General features: G+C 40.4%; 19 protein-coding genes and 1 other annotated feature. Of the genes, 3 read left to right on the top strand and 16 right to left on the bottom strand.

All coding sequences use genetic code 11. The features are described from left to right. Positions 1-42: 42 nt before the first annotated feature. Together holA and D8801_RS06590 are read right to left on the bottom strand one after the other, a co-directional pair. A complete protein-coding gene (gene holA / locus D8801_RS06585; RefSeq protein ID WP_125848702.1) occupies positions 43-1,080 on the bottom strand; it encodes a DNA polymerase III subunit delta in 1,038 nt (345 codons plus the stop codon). 32 nt (positions 1,081-1,112) lie between these two features. Continuing rightward, positions 1,113-2,048, bottom strand: a complete 936-nt coding sequence (locus tag D8801_RS06590) for a dihydroorotate oxidase (RefSeq protein ID WP_125848704.1) — start codon at positions 2,046-2,048, stop codon at positions 1,113-1,115. Positions 2,049-2,253: 205 nt separating this feature from the next. Between D8801_RS06590 and gdhA the strand changes: the two genes are divergently transcribed. Then, entirely contained in the window at positions 2,254-3,600 is a 1,347-nt protein-coding gene (gene gdhA, locus D8801_RS06595; RefSeq protein WP_125848706.1) for an NADP-specific glutamate dehydrogenase, read from the top strand. 31 nt (positions 3,601-3,631) lie between these two features. Next, entirely contained in the window at positions 3,632-4,117 is a 486-nt protein-coding gene (locus tag D8801_RS06600) for a GNAT family N-acetyltransferase (protein ID WP_125457252.1), read from the top strand. A 160-nt stretch (positions 4,118-4,277) separates the two neighbouring features. Here D8801_RS06600 and D8801_RS06605 read toward each other — a convergent pair whose 3' ends face one another. The 11 genes from D8801_RS06605 to mecA all read right to left on the bottom strand — a co-directional run bounded on the left by D8801_RS06605 (position 4,278) and on the right by mecA (position 16,338). Further along, complete coding sequence (locus D8801_RS06605; protein WP_125457225.1) at positions 4,278-4,646, bottom strand: EXLDI protein; 369 nt, start codon at positions 4,644-4,646, stop codon at positions 4,278-4,280. A 62-nt stretch (positions 4,647-4,708) separates the two neighbouring features. Beyond that, complete coding sequence (locus D8801_RS06610) at positions 4,709-5,611, bottom strand: DUF2268 domain-containing putative Zn-dependent protease (RefSeq protein WP_125457226.1); 903 nt, start codon at positions 5,609-5,611, stop codon at positions 4,709-4,711. A gap of 412 nt (positions 5,612-6,023) precedes the next feature. Next, positions 6,024-6,392 (bottom strand): 50S ribosomal protein L7/L12, encoded by a 369-nt coding sequence (gene rplL / locus D8801_RS06615; RefSeq protein WP_001196964.1) that lies wholly within the window; start codon positions 6,390-6,392, stop codon positions 6,024-6,026. Positions 6,393-6,466: 74 nt separating this feature from the next. Then, on the bottom strand, positions 6,467-6,967 hold the full coding sequence (rplJ, locus tag D8801_RS06620; protein WP_125848708.1) for a 50S ribosomal protein L10: 501 nt from the start codon (positions 6,965-6,967) through the stop codon (positions 6,467-6,469). A gap of 38 nt (positions 6,968-7,005) precedes the next feature. After that, positions 7,006-7,141: a sequence feature (ribosomal protein L10 leader region), on the bottom strand. Between the two features lie 61 nt (positions 7,142-7,202). Further along, entirely contained in the window at positions 7,203-8,462 is a 1,260-nt protein-coding gene (locus tag D8801_RS06630; RefSeq protein ID WP_125848710.1) for a TRZ/ATZ family protein, read from the bottom strand. Positions 8,463-8,566: 104 nt separating this feature from the next. Beyond that, positions 8,567-10,315: an ABC transporter ATP-binding protein gene (locus D8801_RS06635; protein WP_125848712.1), complete on the bottom strand. Its 1,749-nt coding sequence runs from the start codon at positions 10,313-10,315 to the stop codon at positions 8,567-8,569. 1 nt (position 10,316) lies between these two features. Then, complete coding sequence (locus D8801_RS06640) at positions 10,317-12,041, bottom strand: ABC transporter ATP-binding protein (protein ID WP_125848714.1); 1,725 nt, start codon at positions 12,039-12,041, stop codon at positions 10,317-10,319. A gap of 59 nt (positions 12,042-12,100) precedes the next feature. Next, entirely contained in the window at positions 12,101-13,039 is a 939-nt protein-coding gene (msrB, locus tag D8801_RS06645; protein ID WP_125848716.1) for a peptide-methionine (R)-S-oxide reductase MsrB, read from the bottom strand. 252 nt (positions 13,040-13,291) lie between these two features. Then, positions 13,292-14,161 (bottom strand): homoserine kinase, encoded by an 870-nt coding sequence (gene thrB / locus D8801_RS06655; RefSeq protein ID WP_125848720.1) that lies wholly within the window; start codon positions 14,159-14,161, stop codon positions 13,292-13,294. A 1-nt stretch (position 14,162) separates the two neighbouring features. Further along, positions 14,163-15,449 (bottom strand): homoserine dehydrogenase, encoded by a 1,287-nt coding sequence (locus tag D8801_RS06660; RefSeq protein WP_125848722.1) that lies wholly within the window; start codon positions 15,447-15,449, stop codon positions 14,163-14,165. Positions 15,450-15,597: 148 nt separating this feature from the next. Beyond that, positions 15,598-16,338: an adaptor protein MecA gene (gene mecA / locus D8801_RS06665; protein ID WP_125848724.1), complete on the bottom strand. Its 741-nt coding sequence runs from the start codon at positions 16,336-16,338 to the stop codon at positions 15,598-15,600. A gap of 122 nt (positions 16,339-16,460) precedes the next feature. On the opposite strand from mecA, the gene D8801_RS06670 reads away from it, so the two are divergent. Then, complete coding sequence (locus tag D8801_RS06670; RefSeq protein WP_000789709.1) at positions 16,461-17,939, top strand: oligosaccharide flippase family protein; 1,479 nt, start codon at positions 16,461-16,463, stop codon at positions 17,937-17,939. Positions 17,940-17,985: 46 nt separating this feature from the next. Here the strand turns inward: D8801_RS06670 and D8801_RS06675 are convergent, their stop codons facing one another. From D8801_RS06675 to D8801_RS06685, 3 genes are read right to left on the bottom strand one after another with little or no spacing between them, the layout of a single operon-like run. After that, positions 17,986-20,511 (bottom strand): MBL fold metallo-hydrolase, encoded by a 2,526-nt coding sequence (locus D8801_RS06675; protein ID WP_125848726.1) that lies wholly within the window; start codon positions 20,509-20,511, stop codon positions 17,986-17,988. Positions 20,512-20,547: 36 nt separating this feature from the next. After that, positions 20,548-21,360, bottom strand: coding sequence for a LicD family protein (locus tag D8801_RS06680; protein WP_125848727.1), 813 nt, complete (start codon positions 21,358-21,360; stop codon positions 20,548-20,550). Between the two features lie 57 nt (positions 21,361-21,417). Then, positions 21,418-23,577, bottom strand: coding sequence for a LicD family protein (locus D8801_RS06685; protein WP_125848730.1), 2,160 nt, complete (start codon positions 23,575-23,577; stop codon positions 21,418-21,420). Between the last annotated feature and the right edge of the window lie 6 nt (positions 23,578-23,583).

Genomic DNA, 23,583 nt, shown 5'->3' on the forward strand with positions numbered 1-23,583 from the left:
GAAAATGATAACGCAAACATTCACTTTTTTCAAGTTTTTTGCTCAATTCGCCTCTGTCGCAATCTGCAAGAGTACCTTTTCAAACAGGTACCCTTTTTCATAGACACCTGTCTTAATCTGGTAGTCTGTTTCAATCAAATAAGAAATCGCTCGCTTGAGAAAACCCAAGGAAATCCCTCTCGAATCTCTCAATGCAAACTTGATTTGATAAGGATTAGGATTGCGCCCCAAATAAGTTCCCAGACTGCTTGCAATCTGTGATTCCGTCTGACCGCTCTCTGATAAAATCTTCACTTGGGTAAAGGTACGAAATTGTCCTAACATGACAGCTATGAGCTTGATTTCGTCTTCCCCTTGCAAGGTCAAATCTCTAACTAAGTCACGCGCCTGGTCAATCTTTTTGCCCAAGATAAACTGAGTCAAATCAAAAATATTGTCCCGCAGAGTCTTTGGAATAGCCTCGACAATGTCCTTCTCCTCAATCATGCCGTCTGACTTATAAGACTGTAAAAAGAGGAGATTTTTCTGGATTTCGCTAAATTGAAAACCGGATTTGATAAGTAGATTTTCAAAGGATTGCCCCACAAACTGCAGACCTTGTTTTTGGCTCCATTTTTGGAAATACTGGCGGAGTTCTTGTTCCTTAGCCTCGATAGCATCAAATACTGTCGCGTCACGCTTGAGCAGTTTGACCAATCGTCTCTTGCTATCCAGTTTTCCTTCTGCAAAAATCAAAAGTTTAGTCGTCGGTGAAGGATTATCAAGGTATTCCTCAAATGACTTGAGCTCATCATCTGTTAAAAAGCGTTTCTTGGCTGTTGTGATATCGACAAAATGATCTAATATCACGATTTTTTCATCCGCAAAGAAAGGGAGACTGACCAACTCCAACTCCAAGTCTTTATAAGCTACTTCTTTCATATCAAAGTAAGCAAAGTTTAGATCAGCTGGATCATAACCAATCTGCCTCAACACTTGACTCTTCAGAACTTCAAACTGGCCCTGGTCTGTCCCTGTAAATAGGTTCAAGCTAGATAGACTTGATAAAGTCAACTTCTGACTGTCTTCAATGGCTAGCATCTTCTCTCCTTTCTTCTGATTTTTTATTAAACTTAATCAATATAGCGCAATTTCCCACGGAAATCTTCTAGGTTCTCATAACCTTTTTCTGCCATGATTGCTTTTAGTTCATTGGTAATGCGTTCAAAAGCACCGACACCTTCTTTGTGGAGCGTCGTTCCTACTTGCACCATACTAGCACCGCAAAGGATGTGTTCAAAGGCATCACGACCCGTTAGAACACCACCCGTTCCAATGATTTGGATTTGAGGATTTAAGCGTTGATAGAAAGCATGAACATTAGCGAGAGCAGTCGGTTTGATATACTCTCCACCAATGCCACCAAAACCATTTTTAGGACGAATCACGACCGACTCGTCTTCTATATAAAGGCCGTTTCCGATAGAGTTCACACAGTTAACAAACTTAAGAGGATATTTGTTGAAAATAGCTGCCGCTTGGTCAAAGTGAACGATATCAAAATATGGTGGCAACTTGATTCCAAGAGGTTTGGTAAAGTAGGCAAATACCTCTGACAAGATACGGTCTGTTGTCTCAAAATCATAGGCAATCTGAGGCTTACCTGGAACATTAGGACAAGAGAGATTGAGCTCGGTCAGTCCTTTAAACTCACTCTCTTGAACTTTTTTCAAGATGGTATGTGTTTCTTCTGGAGACATGCCAACTAAAGATAGGAAGAAGGTACGGTTTGGCTCTTTTTCCTGCAAGTCCAAAAGATAGTTTAGATAATAGTCTAAACCATTATTTGGCAAACCCATGGAGTTGATGGAACCAAGTGGAACATCCTGATAACGTGGTTCAGGATTGCCCTGACGAAAGTCCAAGGTCGCAGTCTTCGTAACAAAGGTTCCTGCTGCTGAGTCTTTGACACCCTCCAACTCAGCTATTGTCATACAGGCAACACCCGCTGCATTCATCAAGCAATTGTTAAACTCAAAGCCAGCTATTTGCGTTTTTGTTGATACCATGATTCTAATCCTCCAGATTCCTTTTATTTCTAATATTATACCATACTTTAAGATTTTCTCTTTGAGAAACTAATTTCTATATAAAATGTTCGGTTTTGTGAATTGAAAGAATTTTTAGAAAATTTCTGTTTTTTTCTTTACACTCAAAAAAAATTCTGCTATAATGGCTCATGTAATAAAATATAACAACAAAAAGGAGAACGATATGACATCTGCTAAAGACTATATCCAAAGCGTGTTTGAAACTGTAAAAGCTCGTAATGGGCATGAGGCTGAATTTCTCCAGGCGGTTGAAGAATTCTTCAGCACTTTGGAACCTGTATTTGAAAAACACCCTGAGTATATCGAAGAAAATATCTTAGCACGAATCACTGAGCCTGAGCGCGTGATTTCTTTCCGAGTTCCTTGGGTTGACCGTGATGGAAAAGTCCAAGTCAACCGTGGCTACCGTGTTCAATTCAACTCAGCTGTTGGACCATATAAAGGCGGACTTCGTTTCCACCCAACTGTTAACCAAGGGATTTTGAAATTCCTCGGATTCGAACAAATCTTTAAAAATGTCTTGACTGGACTTCCAATCGGTGGAGGTAAAGGGGGATCAGACTTCGATCCTAAAGGCAAAACTGATGCTGAAGTGATGCGCTTCTGCCAAAGCTTCATGACTGAATTGCAAAAATACATCGGACCATCACTTGACGTCCCAGCTGGCGATATCGGTGTTGGTGGACGTGAAATTGGTTACCTTTACGGACAATACAAACGTCTTAATCAATTTGATGCGGGTGTCTTGACTGGTAAACCTCTTGGATTTGGTGGTAGCTTGATTCGTCCAGAAGCAACTGGTTATGGATTGGTTTACTATACTGAAGAAATGCTCAAAGCTAATGGTAACAGTTTTGCTGGTAAGAAAGTGGTTATTTCAGGTTCTGGTAACGTAGCTCAATATGCTCTTCAAAAAGCGACTGAACTTGGTGCGACTGTTATCTCTGTATCTGACTCAAACGGTTATGTCATCGATGAAAATGGTATCGACTTCGATCTTTTGGTTGATGTTAAAGAAAAACGCCGTGCTCGTTTGACTGAGTACGCAGCTGAGAAAGCAACTGCTACTTACCATGAAGGTTCTGTATGGACTTACGCTGGAAACTACGACATCGCTCTTCCATGTGCGACCCAAAACGAAATCAATGGTGACGCAGCTAAACGTTTGGTTGCTCAAGGCGTTATCTGTGTATCTGAAGGTGCTAACATGCCTAGTGACCTTGATGCGATTAAAGTCTACAAAGAAAACGGAATCCTTTACGGACCTGCCAAAGCTGCTAACGCTGGTGGTGTAGCTGTATCAGCGCTTGAAATGAGCCAAAACAGCCTTCGCCTTTCATGGACTCGTGAAGAAGTTGATGGACGCCTCAAAGACATCATGACCAACATCTTCAACACAGCTAAAACAACTGCTGAAACATACGGACTTGGTACCGACTACCTTGCAGGAGCAAATATCGCTGCCTTCGAAAACGTAGCAAACGCTATGATTGCACAAGGTATTGTTTAATTAGTCAATACATCCTATCGGAGGACAAATGATGAACTTACGGCCAATGGAAGTAAAAGACAATCCAGCTGTAGCACAACTCATTCGAGCTAGCCTTGAAGAATTCGGGCTTGACAAACCAGGAACTGTCTACTTTGATTCTCATCTAGATCATTTGGCCGACTATTATCAACAGCAAGAGAGAGCAGCTTACTTTGTTCTGGAAGATGAAGATCAGCTGGTAGGCTGTGGTGGCTTTGCACCAGTGTCCGATAAGATTGCTGAATTACAAAAACTGTATGTCACTAAAAACAGTCGTGGCAAAGGTTATTCCAGCAGGTTGATAAAGCGGATATTCCAGGAAGCCCGTCTAGCTGGTTATGAACAGCTTTATCTAGAAACCTCTACTGAGCTGGTTACGGCTGTGGCCATCTATCAACACTATGGTTTTACAGCATTGCAACAACCACTTTCTAACGCCGCCGGCCACCCAGCTATGAATATCTGGATGATAAAATCTCTCTCATCAGGTGAATAGATGGCAGTATACTATGGTCGACTTGAGGACATCAGTATCAAGCTCCTCAAGACAGCTAAAACAACTTTTAAAAATGTAGCCAAGGCTATGATAGTAAAGGTATTGTTTCAGCACTATCACACTAGAATAAATCCGACTGCTTATAAAAGCAGCCGGATTTTTATATATCTAATTTTTCAAAAAATTTGCCTGCAGACTGCTTTTCTTTTAGCTTCTCAAGCAGCTCATTTTCCAGAAAAGGACTTAGTTCGTCAAAATCTTGACAAACCTTAAAAACAGTCTCTCTGTCCAACTGACCATAAACTAGTTCGTAATAGTCCTTATTATGCTGCCAGTTCTGGTCATAGTTGATATCTGTCCGTTGATAGTAAACGATGTTTTGCTTCGGTGTCAGGTAAATCTTCTGTGTTAGAATGCTTTTCTGATCTTTAGATAACTTGCTACGGCTGAAAATCTTAACACCTTGAAAAATCTTACGCTCATGAATTCCTTGATCTGTCAGCTTCAATTCAATTCTTTTATAGTGCATACTATCACCTCCTGAAATCACCTACATTATATCATGTTCTGGCAAATTTTCAAACAAAAGTGTCATTTCCAAAAGTCTTTCGTCGCCTCTAAAATCTCTTCTGTTGGTGTTACTGTGGCCTCAACAATGCTCTTGCCTGTCCTTTTCAGATAAGCTTGTATCAGATGATAGCCGTAAGCATAGCCCGCAGCATAAGGCATACCAACTGGTATCTGACCTTGAAGCTCTGCAATTTCATCACCGTAGAGATAAGGGGCTATTTCCGCCATCCCTGTTAGCTGAAGCTGACTTGAGATGATGGGCTTAATCTCTTCTAACTGCTCTGGACTGGTTGAAGTGACCCAGGGCCCAATGAGATCTTTGCCATAGAGCTCAGCAGCAAAAGACTCTGCCAATCCTTCACTGACTACCCAGTCTGCTAATGTTGTCTGCTGATTCCATTTGACAAATTGGAAACGGACATTGTGATTGCACTCGTGAGCCAACGCAGCCTGCACACGTGGTAAAGTATAGTCAGTTGGTAGTAGACTAAGCATGAGGTAGCCTGGAATTCCGCCATCTCCGCTATAACCCTTATTGAGCTGTAACATAGGTTTTTCTGGATTGCCCAATAAAATAGTAAAATGGTAATCCTCAACCTCTAAGTCATAACCAGCCTGCTCAAAAAGACCGATACTCCTCTTGATGGTATCTTGACAATTTTGCCAGAGTTGATCAGTGCTCAGAGCGTCGATAGCTGGTCTATCCTTTTCTGAGAGAGTTGAGGGTAACTGATTCATAAAACCAAGTAGGAAAAGAGCATCAAATCCTCCAGGATACTTTGCTTTCAGAGGAATGTGTTGCGTTTGGTATTTGGTTGCAAAAGGTGCTAATATTTTAGCTCGAAAGTAACCTTCTCTCTTTTCTAAAGGAAGCTCGAGCATCTCTTGGTAAACTTTATCTGAACGAATCATATTGATTTGCATGGTAATCTCCTTTCTTATCTATTATTAGTATAATCCCTTACCTAAGGTCAGAGTCAAGAAGAAAATTGAAATATCTATTAAAATTTCATTGAAATTACCTCAAACCGTTCGAAAATTACCTTCAATAAAGTTCTTTAATACTGAGATTATAATATCCGGAGTATCAATAAATTAAAAACTTACTTTTCTACTGTTCATAGGAATGATGATACCAGAAAAAAATAAATCCTGAATGGTAAAAACTTGTATCATTTTTTATGGAAAGCCTATTATTCAAAACTTGTTTGTCTCCTAGATAAACTATATAATTAGTTCGCCCCATTTGTGCCCCATGACAGATAAAAAGAAAAAACCGCTACTCCTAAGAATAGCGGTTTTATACGTTTTTTAAGCTACTAATGTAGTTGCTCTATTATTTAAGAGTAACTGAAGCTCCAGCTTCTTCCAATTTAGCTTTGATTTCTTCAGCTTCTGCAGTTGGAACGCCTTCTTTGATGACACCTGGTGCACCATCAACAAGTTCTTTAGCTTCTTTAAGTCCAAGACCAGTGATTTCACGTACAACTTTGATAACGCCAACTTTTTTGTCACCAGCAGCTGTCAACTCAACGTCAAATGAGTCTTTAGCAGCACCAGCGTCAGCAGCACCAGCTGCAGCAACAGCTACAGGAGCAGCTGCAGTTACACCAAATTCTTCTTCGATAGCTTTTACAAGGTCGTTCAATTCAAGGATTGAAGCTTCTTTAATTTCAGCAATAATGTTTTCAATGTTCAATGCCATTGTTATTTCCTCCAAATAAGTTTTTAATTTTATAATAGTTTTTTCGTAGCTAAGCTACGCTGCGTAGCTTAAGATTAAGCTGCGTCTTCTTTGCTGTCTGCAACCGCTTTGACTGCAAGAGCAACGTTGCGCACTGGCGCTTGAAGTACAGAAAGGAGCATAGAAAGAAGTCCTTCGCGGTTTGGAAGAGTTGCAAGAGCAACGATTTCTTCTTTAGATGCGACAGCGCCTTCGATTGCACCACCTTTGATTTCAAGTGCTTCAGCGTTTTTAGCAAAATCGTTCAAGATTTTCGCTGGTGCGATAACATCTTCGTTAGAAAATGCTACTGCAGATGGTCCAACAAAAACAGATGCAAGATCTTCAAGACCAGCTTTTTCAGCTGCACGACGTAAGATTGAGTTTTTAATAACTTTATACTCAACTTCGCTTCCACGAAGCTCACGACGAAGAACTGTATCTTGCTCAACTGTCAAACCACGAGCGTCTACAACGACGATAGATGCAGCAGCTTTCATTTTTTCAGCCACTACGTCAACTAGTTCCGCTTTTTTAGCAATAATTGCTTCACTCATTAGTGTGTTCACCTCCGTAATTATTTTGCTTGGGGAATTTTTCCAAAAGAAAAACGCGCCCAAACCTAGACACGAAAGTACAATACGCTTCTTTTTACATGATACGTTTTGTCCTCGGTAGGATCTTTATGAGTCGAGCTCCCCTACTGTCTTAGGCAGTTTTTTCAAACCGTATATAAGTATAGCATAGACAAAAAAAGAATGCAAGATTTTTGCAAACTTTTTTTAAATTTTTTTAAATCTCTACTGTCAAAACTTTGCCTTGCTTAACCACCTGTTCTCCAGCGATATAAACATCATCAACATCATTGGATTTGACAGCATAAACCAGATGAGAGAGCATATTTTTCTGAGGTTGAAGATGGATTTTTCCTTGTGGTTGAATGACCAGAAAATCCGCTTGCTTGCCAACTTCTAGGCTTCCTATCTGCTTTTCCATTCCTAGAACCTTAGCTCCTTCGATTGTCAGTGCCTTAAGGGCTGTTTCGATAGGGAATTGACTGGCATCTCCACTTTTCATCTTTTGAAGAAGGGCTGCGGTCCGTCCTTCCTCAAACATATCTAGATTGTTGTTGGAAGCAACGGAATCAGTCGCAATTCCCACAGCAATTCCTGCTTTTTGGAGTTGGATGATTGGAGCGATTCCTGAGGCCAGTTTTAGATTACTGATAGGATTATGGGCGATTGCCACTTGAGAGGTTGCCAAACGTTCAATTTCTCGTTCGTTTAGCTCGACCCCATGAGCAAAGACAGACGGATGATCTAAATAACCCAGTTTTTCTAGAAAGGCGAGGGGGCGTTTGCCGTAGCGTTTGAGGATAATTCCTGACTCCTCCTTGGTCTCCGCTACATGGATATGGATAGGAATGTCCAGCTCTTTTGCCATATCTAAGCTTGCTTCCAACAAATCTTTACTACAACTATACGGAGAATGTGGAGCTACCATAACCTTGAAATTTGGATTTTCATATCCTAAGATTTCTTCTATAATGGATCGTGTTCTGCTTATGGTCTCAGCAGTTGTTTCTGCCTCTGAAGAAAAGAGGGTCGGTGAGAAATAACAACGCATCTTAGATGCCTTGACTGCCTGATAAATTCTCTCAATATCCACACCATTGGGATTATACATATCGTTGAAGCTTGTTGTCCCTGACTGGAGCATCTCTGTCAGAGCTTCTTTGACTGCCTTGGTAGTCATATCGGGAGTAAATCCTGCTTCTGCTGGCCAAATATAATCATTGAGCCATTCGTGGAGATTGCTGTCATCCCGGATCCCTCGCAAACCTGTCATAGCAGAATGGGTATGGCAATTAACCAAACCAGGCATGATCCAGGCTCCCTGATAGTCTATAATCTGCTCAGCTTGCTCTAAAATCTCTGGTTTCTCTTGACCGACATAGACGATTTGAGAATCCTTAACAACCAAGATACCATCCAGATGCACATGAAAAGCTTGGTCACAAGTAACGATATTTACATGCTGATAGACTTTCATTGTTTTCTCCTTCTAAGACCTTGATTTTTTCTAGCTATTGTAACAAAAAAGTCACCCGAAGGCAACTTTTAGTGTCATTAAGACTTTAAATGGACAGGGATGACTTATTCAGAGCTAAAAACTGCAGCTCGCTGCATTTGGTAATACCTGCCCTTTCTAGCCATGAGGTCCTGATGGTTACCATACTCAACAATATCACCATCTACCAAGACAAGAATCAAATCCGCATCCTGAATGGTAGACAAGCGGTGAGCAATGATAAAGCTTGTTCGCCCCTTCATGAGTTTGGCAAAGGCGTCCTGGACCAGCACTTCTGTCCGCGTATCAATGGATGAAGTCGCCTCGTCTAAGATAAGAATCTTAGGAATAGCCAGAAAGACTCGGGCGATGGTCAAGCGCTGGGCTTGACCGACAGAGAGAGATTCTCCTGCATTTTCCAACTTGGTATCGTATCCCTGCGGCAATTGTTGGATGAAAAAGTCTGCATTGGCTGCTTTTGCAGCAGCAATCACCTGCTCTCGACTGGCTTCAGGATTGCCAAAGGCAATATTGTCATGAATAGTTCCTTGCTTGAGCCAGGTTTCTTGGAGCACCATGCCAAACTGCTGTCTCAATGACGCTCGAGTATAATCATAAATGGAACGACCATCTAAGAAGATATCCCCAGAGTTAATGGAGTAAAATCGCATGAGGAGATTGATAAGAGTTGATTTTCCAGCACCTGTCGGACCAACGATGGCCACCTTGCTACCAGCTGGGATATCGATGGATAAGTCCTTAATCAAGATCTTCTCAGGATGGTAGCCAAAAGAAACATGTTTAAAGGAAATAGCCCCCTTCACTTGGTCACTGGTCAAGACTTCCTTACCTGTTTCAGCAATCTCAGGACTCTCTAAGACAGCATAAACACGCTCTGCACAAGCGAGAGCACTTTGCAATTCGGCTAGAACTGAGGAAATATCGTTAAAGGGCTTGGTATACTGCTGAACATAGTTCAAAAAAGTTACTAAACGCCCAATAGTCAAGGTGGATCCCATCATGATACGATAGGCCCCTACTCCAGCTAGAAGGGCATAAATGAGCGAATTTACAAATCGAGTCGAAGGATTGACCGTTGAAGAATAAAAGATAGCTGACTGAGAATAGCCTGAGTAGTTGGCATTAGCCACATGTAGTTTTTGGATAAACTCTGTCTGAGCATTAAAGGACTGGATAATAGTCTGCTGGCTAAGCGATTCTTCTATCAACTGAGTCTGAATCCCCCTTGTCTCTGTTTGCTTTTGAAAGAGGTGATAAGATCTCTTGGCAATAAACCGTGAAATCACCATGGATAGTGGCGTCAACAGCAAGACCAAGAGGGTCATGAGGAGGTGGATTTGGAGCATGGCTAGAATACTAACCAAAATCATCAAGACACCAATGAAAAATTGGTTAAAAATCATGGTCAAGCCAGCTGCCAACTGTTCGATATCCGTGGTTACACGACTAACCATCTCCCCACTACCTTGTCTATCTACAAAGGCAATCGGTAAACGATGGAGTTTATGGATGATTCGCTCTCGCAAGTCTTTGGTATAAGAAAAGATTAGGCGATTATAGAGGAGAGGATTGGCCCATTGAACTAGGGTATTTCCTATGACCACCAAGATCATCTGGAGAAAAATCTGCCAAAAAACTGGTGAAGAACCAGCCACCAGGACTTGGTCAATGACTTGCCCAATCAAGATAGGAAGATAAATTGATAAGCCAACTTGGGCAATAGTTCCTAGAAAGGCTAGGAAAAGGAGGAAGGGATGGCTTGCTAAATCTACGGCTAAACGTTTGAGCGTCTGGTTTGCAGTTTGTCGTTTCATTCTAGTTCTCCTTTCCATGTTGGGATGCATTGATTTCACGATAGACTTGGCTAGTTTTCATCAAATCCTCGTGCTTGCCAACAGCTAGTAACCCACCTTTTTCCAAGAGGAGAATCTGGTCTGCCATCTGTAAAGTCGAGGTTCGTTGAGAGATCAAGATTAAACTTGTATTTGGCAGGTTTTCTCGGATTGCTTTCAAGAGCTTAGACTCGGTAATGGTGTCGAGGGCTGAGGTCGCATCATCTAGGATGAGAAATGGAACTTGTCGCAAGACCGCTCGTGCGATAGACAGCCTTTGTTTTTGACCGCCTGAGAAATTTCTCCCTCCTGCTTCAACAGTGGCATCCAAGAGCCCTTCCTTTTCACTGACAAAATCCTTAGCTTGCGCAATCTCCAAGACCTGCCAGAGTTGCTGGTCCGATACTTCTCGATTGAAACCTAGAGTCAAGTTGTCACGAATGGTGCCCTTAAAGAGTTCGACCTTTTGGGGCACATAGGCAATCCAAGATCGCCACTGCTCAAGATTACGAGGACTACATCCATCTCGATAAAGGTCAATGCTTCCCTTATCTGCTGGATAAAGACCAAGTAAGACTTGCACCAAGCTTGATTTTCCAGAACCCGTTCCCCCAATGATACCAAGGATTTGCCCCTGCTTCATATCAAAGGAAATGTCTCTCAGAGAAGGTTGGGCTGCGTCAGGATAGGTAAAGGTCAATTCTTGGACTTGTAAAACCTGATTACTGATAGCTTGCTTTTGTTCTAACTCCGAATAGATGTCTTCTGGAGCCTCAGCAAAGACTTCCTGGATTCGCTTAGCTGATATATAGGACTGGTTGAGAGAATTAATCAGCATGGCGAGCTTAACCAATTCCACCAAGATTTGCAAGAGATAGTTGATAAGGGCAATCAGGGCACCTTGACTGAGTAAACCTCCTTGAATTGAAATATAACCCTGCCAGATGATAACAAGGAGAGTTCCATTGACAATCAGGAAGGTCAGAGGGGTTAATAAACTAGACCAGAAACCCGTCTTTTCTTGTAAACTGGCATAGACTTGGTTAAGGGTTTGAAAAATCTGTAACTCTCGTTTTTCTTGCCCAAAAGCACGAATCACCCGCATCCCTTGTAATTGCTGTCGCGTTTCCTGAACCAGCTGATCCGTTTTCTTTCTGAGACTGCTGTAGAGAGGATTGACCAGTCGAGAGAGCCCCACAATGACAATCGTCAAAATCACAACCATAACTAAAAACCAGAAAGTCAGCTCAGCTGAGATTCGATAGGCCATAAAGATTGCACCAAAAACGATAATAGGCGCTCGCAAAAAGAGACGCAGGAATTGATTGATACCAGTCTGAATCTGGTAAGTGTCCGAAGTCAAGCGAGTCACCAAGCTAGAAGTTGTCAAACGGTCTCTGCTGTCCTTGGGTAAAGAAAGAATATGACGATAGAGGTCATTTGTCAGTTCTTTGGCAAAACCTACCGCTGCCTTGGATGAATAGAATTGAGCAATCAAGGCTACTAAAACGCCAATCACTGCAAAGATAAGGAGCAGGCCAATCTGCATCCAGAGATGCCCTTGATCTCTCTGAGGCAAGGATTGGTCAACAATCCCAGCAATCACCATGGGAACCAAGAGTTCAAAAATAGCTTCTAGCAACTTGAACAGGGGTGCTAAAATCGACTCTTTGATGTAGGGTTTGAAGTAAGATAGTAAGTGTTTCATAAGTCCCTTCTATTCTTATTCTGGAAATGAAGAAAGTGGGAAGCCCCACCCTCTCAGTTTTATTTGTTTAAGTAAGGTAATAGATAGCCATATCCTGCTTTTTCCATCTCATCCTTGGCTACAAAACGCAAGGAAGCCGAATTGATACAGTAACGAAGGCCACCTAACTCCTGAGGTCCATCTGTGAAAACATGACCCAAGTGAGCATTGCCTGACCGAGAACGAACCTCGATTCGCTCCATTCCATGGCTCAGGTCTTTGTAATAATGAATCAATTCTTTGGAAATCGGACGACTAAAACTTGGCCAACCACAACCTGAAGCAAACTTATCCTTGGCGAAAAAGAGTGGTTCACCCGTCGTGATGTCTACATAAATTCCTTCTTCAAAGGTTTGATCATAGGCATTACTAAATGGCGCCTCTGTAGCATCTTCTTGGGTGACACGATAAGACTCTTCGGATAAACTTTCCTTTAACACTTCTTGACTAGGCTTTTCATAATTTGATGCATCAACTAATGGCTTCTCCGCATCGGTCACATTGATATGACAGTAACCTGAAGGATTTTTCTTAAGATAGTCTTGATGGTAGTCTTCTGCTAAAATGTAGTGACGAAGTTTCTCCACTTCTACTGCAATCTTTCGACCCAGCATACGCTCCTGCTCCTGCACCACTGTATAGATAGCTAGCAAGTCTGCTTCATCCTGATAATAGATCCCCGTTCGATATTGGCGACCACGATCATTCCCCTGCTGGTTAATAGACAAGGGATCGATGACTCGGAAATAATAGAGCAAAATCTCTCGAAGTGACACTGCTTTCTCATCATAAATCACTTGAACCGTTTCTGCATGGTCTGTTTCCTTGAGCAGCTGATAATTGGTCGTTTCGACTTGCCCATTAGCGTATCCAACACTGGTTGCTAGCACTCCAGAAACTCGGGAAAAATACTCCTCTAAACCCCAAAAACAACCACCTGCTAGATAAATTTCTGCCATCTTTATTTCTCCTTTATCAAGTTTTTAACTAATACTCTTCGAAAATCAAATTCAAACCACGTCAGCGTCGCCTTACCGTAGGTATGGTTACTGACTTCGTCAGTTCTATCCACAACCTCAAAACAGTGTTTTGAGCAACCTGCTGCTAGCTTCCTAGTTTGCTCTTTGATTTTCATTGGGTATAAACTTCTTTTCAAAAAAAGGATGGGAAGCCCTCTGGTCAAGAGTTTCCCCATCCTATCTTCTATTTCTTTATTTTGCTTGGACACGGACACCTTGGGTATCAACTTTCAAATCATGCAGTTTGCCTTTGAAGGGTTGCTTTTGCAATTCTGCCTTAATCGCTGGCATCTTGTCATGAGAAGCCAAGACCATCACCGTTGGTCCGGCACCAGAAAGGTAGGTCGCATAGGCACCATTCTCTTTGGCTACTTGCTTAATCGTCGCAAATTCACGGACCAGACTTTGACGATAGCGCTCATGGAAGAGGTCCCCCTCGATTGCTTGACCAGCAGTCACCATGTCTCCTGCCAACAAGGCTGCAACCGCCACATTGGCGATAGAACTAGCTGCAACGGCTTCCTTGTAGGACAATTTTTTAGGCAAGACACCACGGCTATCGCGAGTGCGCAATTCATAGTTGGGAATATAAGCTAGAAAATCACACTCTGGGAAGTCAGCCACAATCGCTGAAACATTTCCTTCAACGGAACTCGCAACAACAAGATTTCCATAGATAGCTGGAGCCACATTGTCAGGATGTCCTTCAATCTTGGTAGCCAACTGCAATTTGTCGTGGTTAGATAAGTTGAGATTGCCCAGTTGGTTGGCCAGTTCAATCCCAGCAACGATAACCGAGCTAGAAGAACCCAAACCACGCGCCAAGGGAACATCACTGGTCATTTTCAAGCGTCTCGGTTGCAAGTCAGGCGCAATTTGCAAGGCAATCTTAAGCAAAAGATTACGCTCGTCATGGGGAATCCATTTGCCAATCTGGTGTTCAATCAACCACTCATCCCGTTCTTCACAGACCTCAATTTGAAGATACTTGGTAACAGCTACACCGACCGAATCAAAACCTGGCCCAATATTGGCACTGGTTGCAGGTACAATAATCTTCATCCTATTCTCCTAACACCTTGAAGGTATTCAAGAGGTCAAATTCTGAAGCTTTGGCCAACTCAGCTGAAACATTCTCAAGTTGTGCTTTATTAATCTTATGAGTGATAATCACTACACGCGCCTTGTCACCCTCTTTGCCATCTTGGAGAATTTGCTTGAAGGAAATATCTTGAGCATTAAAGATTTCAGCAAGTTTCAAGACCTGACCTTTTGAGTCTGGTGCCAAGATTGAGAAATAGTAGTTTGCTTTAACATCTTCTGGATTAGCCAAGACCAAGTCACGGCTGTATTCGTTGAAGTCTTTACCAATGGTACCATCATTCAAGCGACGAACGATACGGACAATGTCCGCTACCACACTTGTTGCAGTCGGTTTTTGACCCGCACCTGGTCCGTAATACATAGATTCACCGATACCGATAGATTCTACAAAAACAGCGTTCATTACCCCATTCACACTGGCAAGTGGGTGCGCTTTAGGTAGGAAGGTTGGAGTCACTTCTGCAGCAATACCTGAAGGAGTTTCCTCGATAGAACCAACCAATTTCACTACATAGCCAAGGTTTTGGGCAACAGCTACGTCTTCTGGCGTGATGTTGCGGATTCCCTTGTGGGCTACATCGTCAAAGGCAACCTTCATCCCAAAGGCAAACTGGCTCAAAATGACCATTTTGTAGGCTGCATCAATCCCATCAACGTCATTTGTGGGGTCACTTTCTGCAAAACCTAATCTTTGTGCTTCAGCAAGAGCATCATCATAAGACCAGCCTTCTTCGACCATCTTGGTCATCATGAAGTTAGAAGTTCCGTTCACCACACCAAGGACACGAGTGATTTTGTCAGAAGCCAGCGAATTTGCCAAGGTACGAAGAATTGGAATCCCACCAGCTACTGCTGCTTCGTAGTAGAGTGCCACATTGCGCTCTTTAGCGATTTCTAGCAATTCTGCTCCATGGACAGCCAAAAGATCCTTGTTAGCAGTAACAACGTGTTTCCCAGCTTCCAAGGCACGAGTGATAAAGGTCTTAGCAGGCTCAATACGCCCCATCAGTTCCACTACGATTGTAATGTCCTTGTCTGCTAAAATATCATCTACATTAGTCACAAAGTTAAAGTCATTTCCTGCTGCAAGCAAGCGGTTCTTTTCATCTTCATCCTTGACCAATACCTTGGCCACTTCAATCTCTGAATGAGCTGACTGAACGATTTTTTCTCCATTTTCCTTTAGGAGGAATGGCACACCACTTGCAACGGTACCAAATCCAAGTAAAGCAATTTTAACTGTCATGTTTGTCTCCTCGAAATTTTCTGATATAGCCATTATAACAGAATTTTTCGAAAATTCCTATCCAAGGAAACCACTATTTATCGATAGAAAAGAAAAAACGAATCATGGGATTCGTCTTTTCTGATAAGTAAAAATTGATTTCTAAAAACTATGAATTAACTTTTTGAAGACCGAGCACAGCGTCGTGATTAATCAAGATGCGACCATACTCTTGTAAGACCGAACGACTGATATCACTGTCGTCTGCGAATTCACGCATACGAGCCAAGAGCCAGGCTGGGTATGGACTTGGATGATTTTCAATATCGACTAAAATTGTCAAATAATAGTGGTCATTCATCTTATAGAGTTCAGATGTTTCCATCTCAAAAGCCACTGTTTTAGCAAAAGCAACTAGGTCAGCAAGATTTGCGAAACGCAAGATATAGTAGATATAAGGTTCTTTCTTGTTCTCCGTTTCCTTTTCTGTTTGCTCTTGCTCTTCTTCTTTAGCTTCTACCTGTTCTAGAGACTGAATAGCTTCAATATCGTCCTTGGTCTTTTCTGCGATACTCTTTTCCAAGGTTTTGAGAAATTCGTCCGGCGACATTTGGGCCAACTCTTCCATGTCAGGTAGGTCCGCCAAATCTTCAAAATCCAGATTTTGGTCAATCTTAGACTTGGTCACAAAGACATCGACCTTATCTGGTTTTGGCGTCACACGGAAACTCAGCATGCCACTATCCAAGAAATTGTCTGGCATCTCTAACTCATCTAAAATAGCATAGAAAAACTCTTCGGTTTTTTCCTGAGGAACGAGAAAGTCTGCAATCTCCATTCCCCGATCCATCAAATCATCTAAAGTCATCGTGATTTTCAGTGTTGTATCACTAATTTGTTTCATCTTCATATCTAGTAACCTCATACTTTCAGTCTATCTATTATACTAGATTTTTACGATTTTATCAAAAGAATGAAGCGAGAATGTGATATAATACTAGATATGATTTTAGATTTAAGAAAGAAAGTTCAATGAAAAATATAAAAGTAAATGCCTTGGCCAGCTTGCTGGTCAATATTCTCAATATCGTTTTTCCACTGATAACCAACCCTTATCTGACGCGGATTCTCAGCAAATCCAATTACGGTTATTTCAATACAGCCAATACCTGGGCAAGTTTCGTTATTCCACTAGCTGCCTTTGGAATATACAACTACGGGATTCGAGCTATTAGTAAGGTCAAGGACGACAAGAATAAAATCAACTACGTCTTTTCTAAGTTGTTTTATATCTCGGTTTTCACCTCCCTCCTGACCACTGGTATCTACTTCCTCATTATCTTCTTTGACACCAGCATTGAGAATCTGAAAGTCCTCTACTACATCCTAGGGGCCCAAGCACTCTTCCAATTTCTCAATATCGAATGGATGAACGAGGCTTATGAAAATTATGCCTTCATCCTCTACAAAACGTTAATTATTCGAATTACCATGCTGGTCGCTATCTTCGCCTTTGTTAAAACGGCAGATGATATTGTTCCTTATGCTATCGTTATGACAGCGACCACTATCCTCAACTACCTGCTCAGTTTTCTTTGGATTAAGAGAGAAGTTTCTTTTGTTAAGATTGGTTTCGTCGAATTAGCTAAAGCTTCTAAACCACTCTTCACTATGCTTCTCTTAGCAAATGCTAATATGCTTTATACCTTGCTAGATAGAATGTTTATCACCAAGGGACCAGATGAAAACTACATTTCTTATTATACAATTGCCTATAGTATCGTCATGTTGATTGCCAGTGTCTTGAGTGGAGCTATCAACGTCAGTATTCCACGCCTTGGCTACTATCTCGGTAAAAAGGATTACAAGTCCTATAATTATCTCGTGAATCAAGCGGCATCCTTATTCTATTTCCTTATGGTTCCAACTAGTATCGGGATTATGATATTGGGACGGTACGCAACTGTTATTTATTCTTCTGAAAAATATCTTGAAGCGGGTATCGTAACTAGCGTCTTCGCTTTTCGTACCATCATTTGGGCTATTGAGTTGATTCTTGGTAAACAGATTATCTTTATCAACGACCATGAAAATCGCTTAACTGCCTTCTACTTCCTTGGTGGTGGTGCCAATATACTATTAAATAGCATCTTGTATTTCAATAATATTTTTGCACCTGAGTATTACATCGCTACGACCATTATCGCAGAAACTATCGTTGTTTTACTTGAAATTCATTTTATTAAGAAACACCAACTGATTAGTTTAAAAGAAATTTTTATAACCTTAACACGTTATAGCCTCATATCCCTTGGTTTTATCCCAATCTTCTATATTTTCAAGATGATTTTCCAAATCAATTCCTACACAGTAAACTTCAATATGATTCTCATGGTTCTTTCTACCGTAGCAACTTGTGGTATCTATTACCTCTTGACCCTCTTTATCACCAAAGACAAAACACTCCACTATGCACTGAACCTTGTACTTGCTAAATTAAAACGAAATTAAAAAAATCCCCTACTGATAAATTAGTTGCCAGTAGGGGATTTCTTCTTTATTCTTTTTCTTTCTTTTCAGAAGCGTTGGCTTCTAGATTTGAATCTTGTTTAGGTTGTTCAACAATAGAGGAATTAGCTTCTTGTTTCTGTTCTGGCTTGACTGCATCGCTATTTACAGCAGCAACAGCCTGTTTCCAGATTCCTTCTTCGTATACTTTGTAACCATCAGGTGTTGTTGCGTTCTTCAACAAAGAACCATCAGCTTGGAAATAGTACCAATTACCATCAAGCTGTTTCCAACCTGTTTGCATAGCTCCTGACTCATCAAAGTAATAATGTTCACCATTTACTTTATGAAGGCCAACCAACATGGTTCCATCTTCAGGATTTAGATAATACCAGACGCCTTTGTCTTTTATCCAACCAGTTTTCATGGCTCCATTTGATTCAAAGTAACGATAATGATTATCAAACCATTTCCAGCCTGTTTGCATGGCTCCTGATGCACTAAAGTAATATTGCTTACCATCTACTTGTTGGAAACCGACCAGCATGATACCTTCCTGAGATTCAAGGTAATACCATTTCTCATTATCCTTAAACCAACCAGTCTTCATAGCCCCTGAGTCAGCGTAGTAATGCCAGTGTTTATCAAGCCATTGCCAGCCTGTTTGCATTGCACCGCTGGTGTTCAAATAGTAGCGCGTACCATTGATTTCTTGTTTCCCGGTCTGCATAATACCATCTTGATTTAGGTAATACCATTTCTCATTATCCTTAATCCAGCCAGTTTTCATAGCTCCTGAGTTCGCATAGTAATACCAATTGTTCTCTAGCCATTTCCAGCCCGTTTGCATTGCACCGCTAGCGTTTAAATAGTAACGAACACCATTTATATCTTGTCTGCCAGTTAACATGATGCCATCTTTATCCAGATAATACCAAGTATCCTGATCCTTGATCCAGCCAGTTTTCATAGCTCCAGAACTTGCAAAATAGTTCCAGTGACCATCAACAAAGGCCCAACCGGTTTGCATGACACCTTCTTGATTAAAGTAATATGTACTTCCATTGATATTCTTTTTACCAACGGTCTTTAGACCATCCTCATCATAGAAATACCAATTTGAATCAATCTTTTGCCAAGTTAAAGGGTTACCTGCTGTTTGGAGTGCACCACTGTCTGCAAAGAACATCTTCTTGCCATTAAAGAATTGATTTCCTGTTAGCATCTTTCCATCTGCTGCAAAGAGATATTTCTTCCCTCCAATTTCAGAAAGCTCACTAAATCGTCTAGCACCATTTGATTGGATATAATACCAATGACCATCCAGCTTGAACCAACCACCAGTTTGCATTTTACCATTTTGGTTCAAATAGTAGTCATTTCCCTTGGCATTTTCTCCCCAATCATCATTAAGGTGAAGCCAGCGTCCTGCTTGCATTTGCCCTTTTCCATTAAAGAAGTAAGTGGCTCCGCCAATCTCTTTCCAACCGATAGCCATTTCCCCGTCAGCCAAGCGATATTTCCAGTAGCCACCTTCTTGATACCATTTTTCGTCAACTACAGGGATGTCCGGGAAGAGATTAGAAACATTGGCAAATCCGCTATCACTAATATCAAAAACGGTAGCATCTTGAGTTTGACTAGAAGCTCTGAGAACTTGAATATTTTTCTTTTGGAGATATTCTCTGGTTGAAGCAACATTAATATCACCACCAGTTGTCTGAATAATCATCTTTGGAGATAGGTTTTCTAGAAAATTAATCGTATTTGAAATTGTCGCATCATAATGATGATTCCATTTCATCATATCAACCTTGCCGATAACTGGGCCTAACTTATCTTCCGCTCCTTCGGCATTATCCAAATCTCCACCAAGGTAGATTCTCTTTCCTGCCACAGTCACCACTGAAACGATAGAGTTGGAGTTATCATCTAGAACTTTTTTCAGATTCCCCTCAGCATCATATTCATTCTTATAATTATAGAGTTGGATATCCATATCACCTAATTTAAAGCGACTATCCTCGTCTGTAATATTCTGAATAAGAGTAACTCCTCGTTTGTGTGCGGTTCTCAAAGCATTATCATAATTGAAAAGATTATCCCAGAGTCCCCAGTGTGAGGTGATCCGATCATCTGAATATTTTTTTAAATAAAACTTACCAACTTGGTAACGATTAAGTATCTCATCTGCTCCGCCGATATGGTCACTATGTACATGGGTTCCCAAAATAAAATCTAATTTTTCAACACCAATCTGATCAAGATGGCGAATCAAACGGTCTTCCAAGACTTGATAATTTCTCATGGAAATTCCCCAGCGGCTTGGATAGCGTGGGTCACTCCCATCAGGAAAGTCATAATCTTCCCCCATGTCAATCAAGGCATAATGACCATTGCTTTCCAGAAGGATAGCATCACTCCCGGATTTTGCTTTAGTATTTATGAAATGGATACGATTACCTGAACCAGCAGTAATGGTGTCTGCATTAACTTGTTGTGATAAACCAATCAACACAAAAAGGAAAGCAAGTAAACTATAACTGACTGATTTAACTAATCTTTTATTCTTCATCTTGAACACTCCTTTCTCGATGAAAACAATCTCTTACTAATCAATCCAATAATTCTTATCAGTTCCTGGAACCTGCTGTTCAACAGGTGGTGGAGTCATATAGTCTGCTCCAAATTCGTAGACAAGAATTTCATGGTATTTTCTCGGAGCCTTCACTACGATGTTTTCGTATGGCATATCCATCAGATCATAGAGCCATTCTTTTTTGATTCCCTCTGGAAAGCTTGGATCAAATATCGTACAGGTAAGATCTGTAGCTTGATTTACACTATATTTCAAAGCAAGGTTCTCTAATTTTTGATTCCAAGTTTGTGGAGAGCTTAGACGGAAAATAGCTGACCCAATATAACGAGGCAGATTTTTAAGTCCACCATTCTCAGACTTGATCCCTTTAAAATTCAAAGAAGAAAGGCGGACAAAGTGTTTATAGAGCTTCATTTTCTTACAATCACTTTCCTCCGTCACGACACCATCGTATGGAAAAATATCAACGCAAGTTCCCAATACGACTGTCGGGTCCAGAAGATTGGCGTCTCTACGTGTTCTAATGTCATGAACACGCATATAACTGTACGGATAGCCTTTTGTTTCTCTAAATGAAATCAATTTGTAGTAGGGATGATTCTCATTTTTTAAAACCTTATAAAGCTTTTCAAATTCATCTCGCGCCAAGGAAATATCCGTATCATCATCCCAAGGGATAAATCCTTTATGTCGGACAGCTCCTAGTAAGGTTCCAAAATCAATAAAATATTTAATCTGGTGCTGTTCACATAATTCATGTAGATACTTTAAAATATCCAACTCCACTTGTTTTATTTCTTCAAGACTTAAAACTCTCTCAGACATACGTTTTATTCTCCTAATTTCGACTAATTTTTTAAACGATTTTTAACTGCGATTTGCTTACTTAGAACTTTTAGTGATTTTCCACAGTTTGAAATCATGGTGAGATACTCTTTGTTCAAGAGGGGGCAAGTGCATATAATCTCCATAGTCAGAGGTCAAAATTTCATGGTAGTGTTTTGGAATCATAAATTCCTTGCCTTCAAACGTTCCCACAATCACTTGTTCCAACCACTCACGTTTCCAAACTGGCTTATTCATATCCTTGTAAATCAAATAGTCAACTTGCTCATAGTCAGCAACTGCTCTAGATTTAGCAAGCTCATCAATTTGCTCAACATACTTATTCGTATTTGTAAAATAGAAAATGACAACAGAGATATAACGGATCAAAGAATTTAGTAGACTTTTCGTGTTGGTAATTCCTTTAAAAGTGTAACAACTCAATTGACGTTTCTTTATGAGTTTCGTCATCTTGTTTTTAAAATCTGAATCATCTTCATAACCATCTACAGGGAAAATATCCACATAAATTCCCATATTGGAATCAATTCGTACATCTTCTTCTAGCAAGTAGGTATGGTTATCCTGCACTTTCATAAAAGGATAGACATAATTGAGATTATTTTTATAAGACATGACCTCATAACGTTCATCAGGGTTAGCGATAAGGTAATCTTGTAGTTTCTCATAATCTTCTCGTAACATGCAGATATCCATATCATCGTCCCAAGGGATAAAACCTTTATGGCGAACCGCACCAATTAGACTTCCATATGCTAGGAAATACTTGACACCAATTTTCTGACAAACTTCATGAATGTACTCCATGATTCCAAGTTCCATCTGTTGAATTTCACTGACATCTGTTACTTCTTGATACCGAACTCCTTCATCTCGTTTACAAACCACTAGTCCATAACCGATTGCCAACCAAAAGATGATATTGATAAAGTTGGTAGAGTACATAATCTGACTTTCAAATAATTGACCAAACAAGATACCGAAGAAAAGAATCATGATCAATTTATCAGTATTCTTCTTGGAAACAATCAAATACGTTAAAAAGCGCTTGATAACATAGCCCAGTATAAGAAGGAAGGATACTAATCCTAGAACTCCCGAACTGACAAATATGGTTACAAAAATGTTATGGAAATTCCCACCGATAAGGGAATTTTGAATCTCAAATTTACTGAAATATTCTGTGTAATAATCTGGGACATTACGTACACCGTAACCAAAAATTGGTTTGGCACTTCCCATCTTGATGGCATTTTTCCAGATATAGGTTCTACCACTTGGTGTTGTTTCAATCAGATGGAGCTCACCGTTCTTCTTAGTAACAGATGAATCTGTCTCAGCGTAGGACTGTCCTTTGTTTAAGTCAAAAACAGTCGCGGTTTCAGATGAGATATAAATTGAAGTTGCATAGCTTAATCCAATGTTGGTAGCAGTAACCAGCGAACCAGCAACAATAAAAGTAAGAAATCGTTTAATGAGACTTCCTCTAGTAGCAAAGAAACTATAAAGTCCAATCATAAGGAGTAAAGAAAGTAAGGCTCCTCGACTTTGCATAGTAGCAAAATATACTAATTGAATCACATTGTTCAGTTTAAGATATACAGAATATTTACTTCCTTTATGGATCAAATACATAGCCAAAATAATGCTAATGTATGAAAATATCGCACTAGCATTTGGATTGACAATCCCCCACAGACGTCCATTCATAACACCATAGTAATAAGATTGTTCGCCAATCTTAAATAGGATAAGGACTCTACTTACCAATAAACCAAACGCAAAAATTGCTGAAGAAAAAGATACAATTTGAACCGTATAGGCAATCCAGTCAAATAATTTTTTAAGTTGCCCTGATTGTAACATGGTAAATAATAAAACATAGGTTACCATGAAAAGGATTTCAATCACATTTCCAATCAAATGTCCAGAGCGATTGAATACTGCCGATAGCAGATGACTCCCAGATAACAAGCCAAATAAGGCCAAAAACTTTCGATCTACTGTAATCTGTTTCCACTTAAACAACAATGTGTAGCAAATATAAAGTACAACAATCGCTGACAATCCCTTATAGATTGGATTTGCTACCTTATAAACCAGTGAACTCATACTTAAAATCGAAATAAAAACAAATAGATATGCAATCCATAGTTTTGATTTTTCAAAGTATTCATCCATTTTTGAAAAATTCATTTTCAA

Origin of the sequence: Streptococcus oralis, assembly GCF_003943415.1 — a bacterium.
In the GTDB taxonomy this organism is placed as follows: domain Bacteria; phylum Bacillota; class Bacilli; order Lactobacillales; family Streptococcaceae; genus Streptococcus; species Streptococcus oralis_BJ.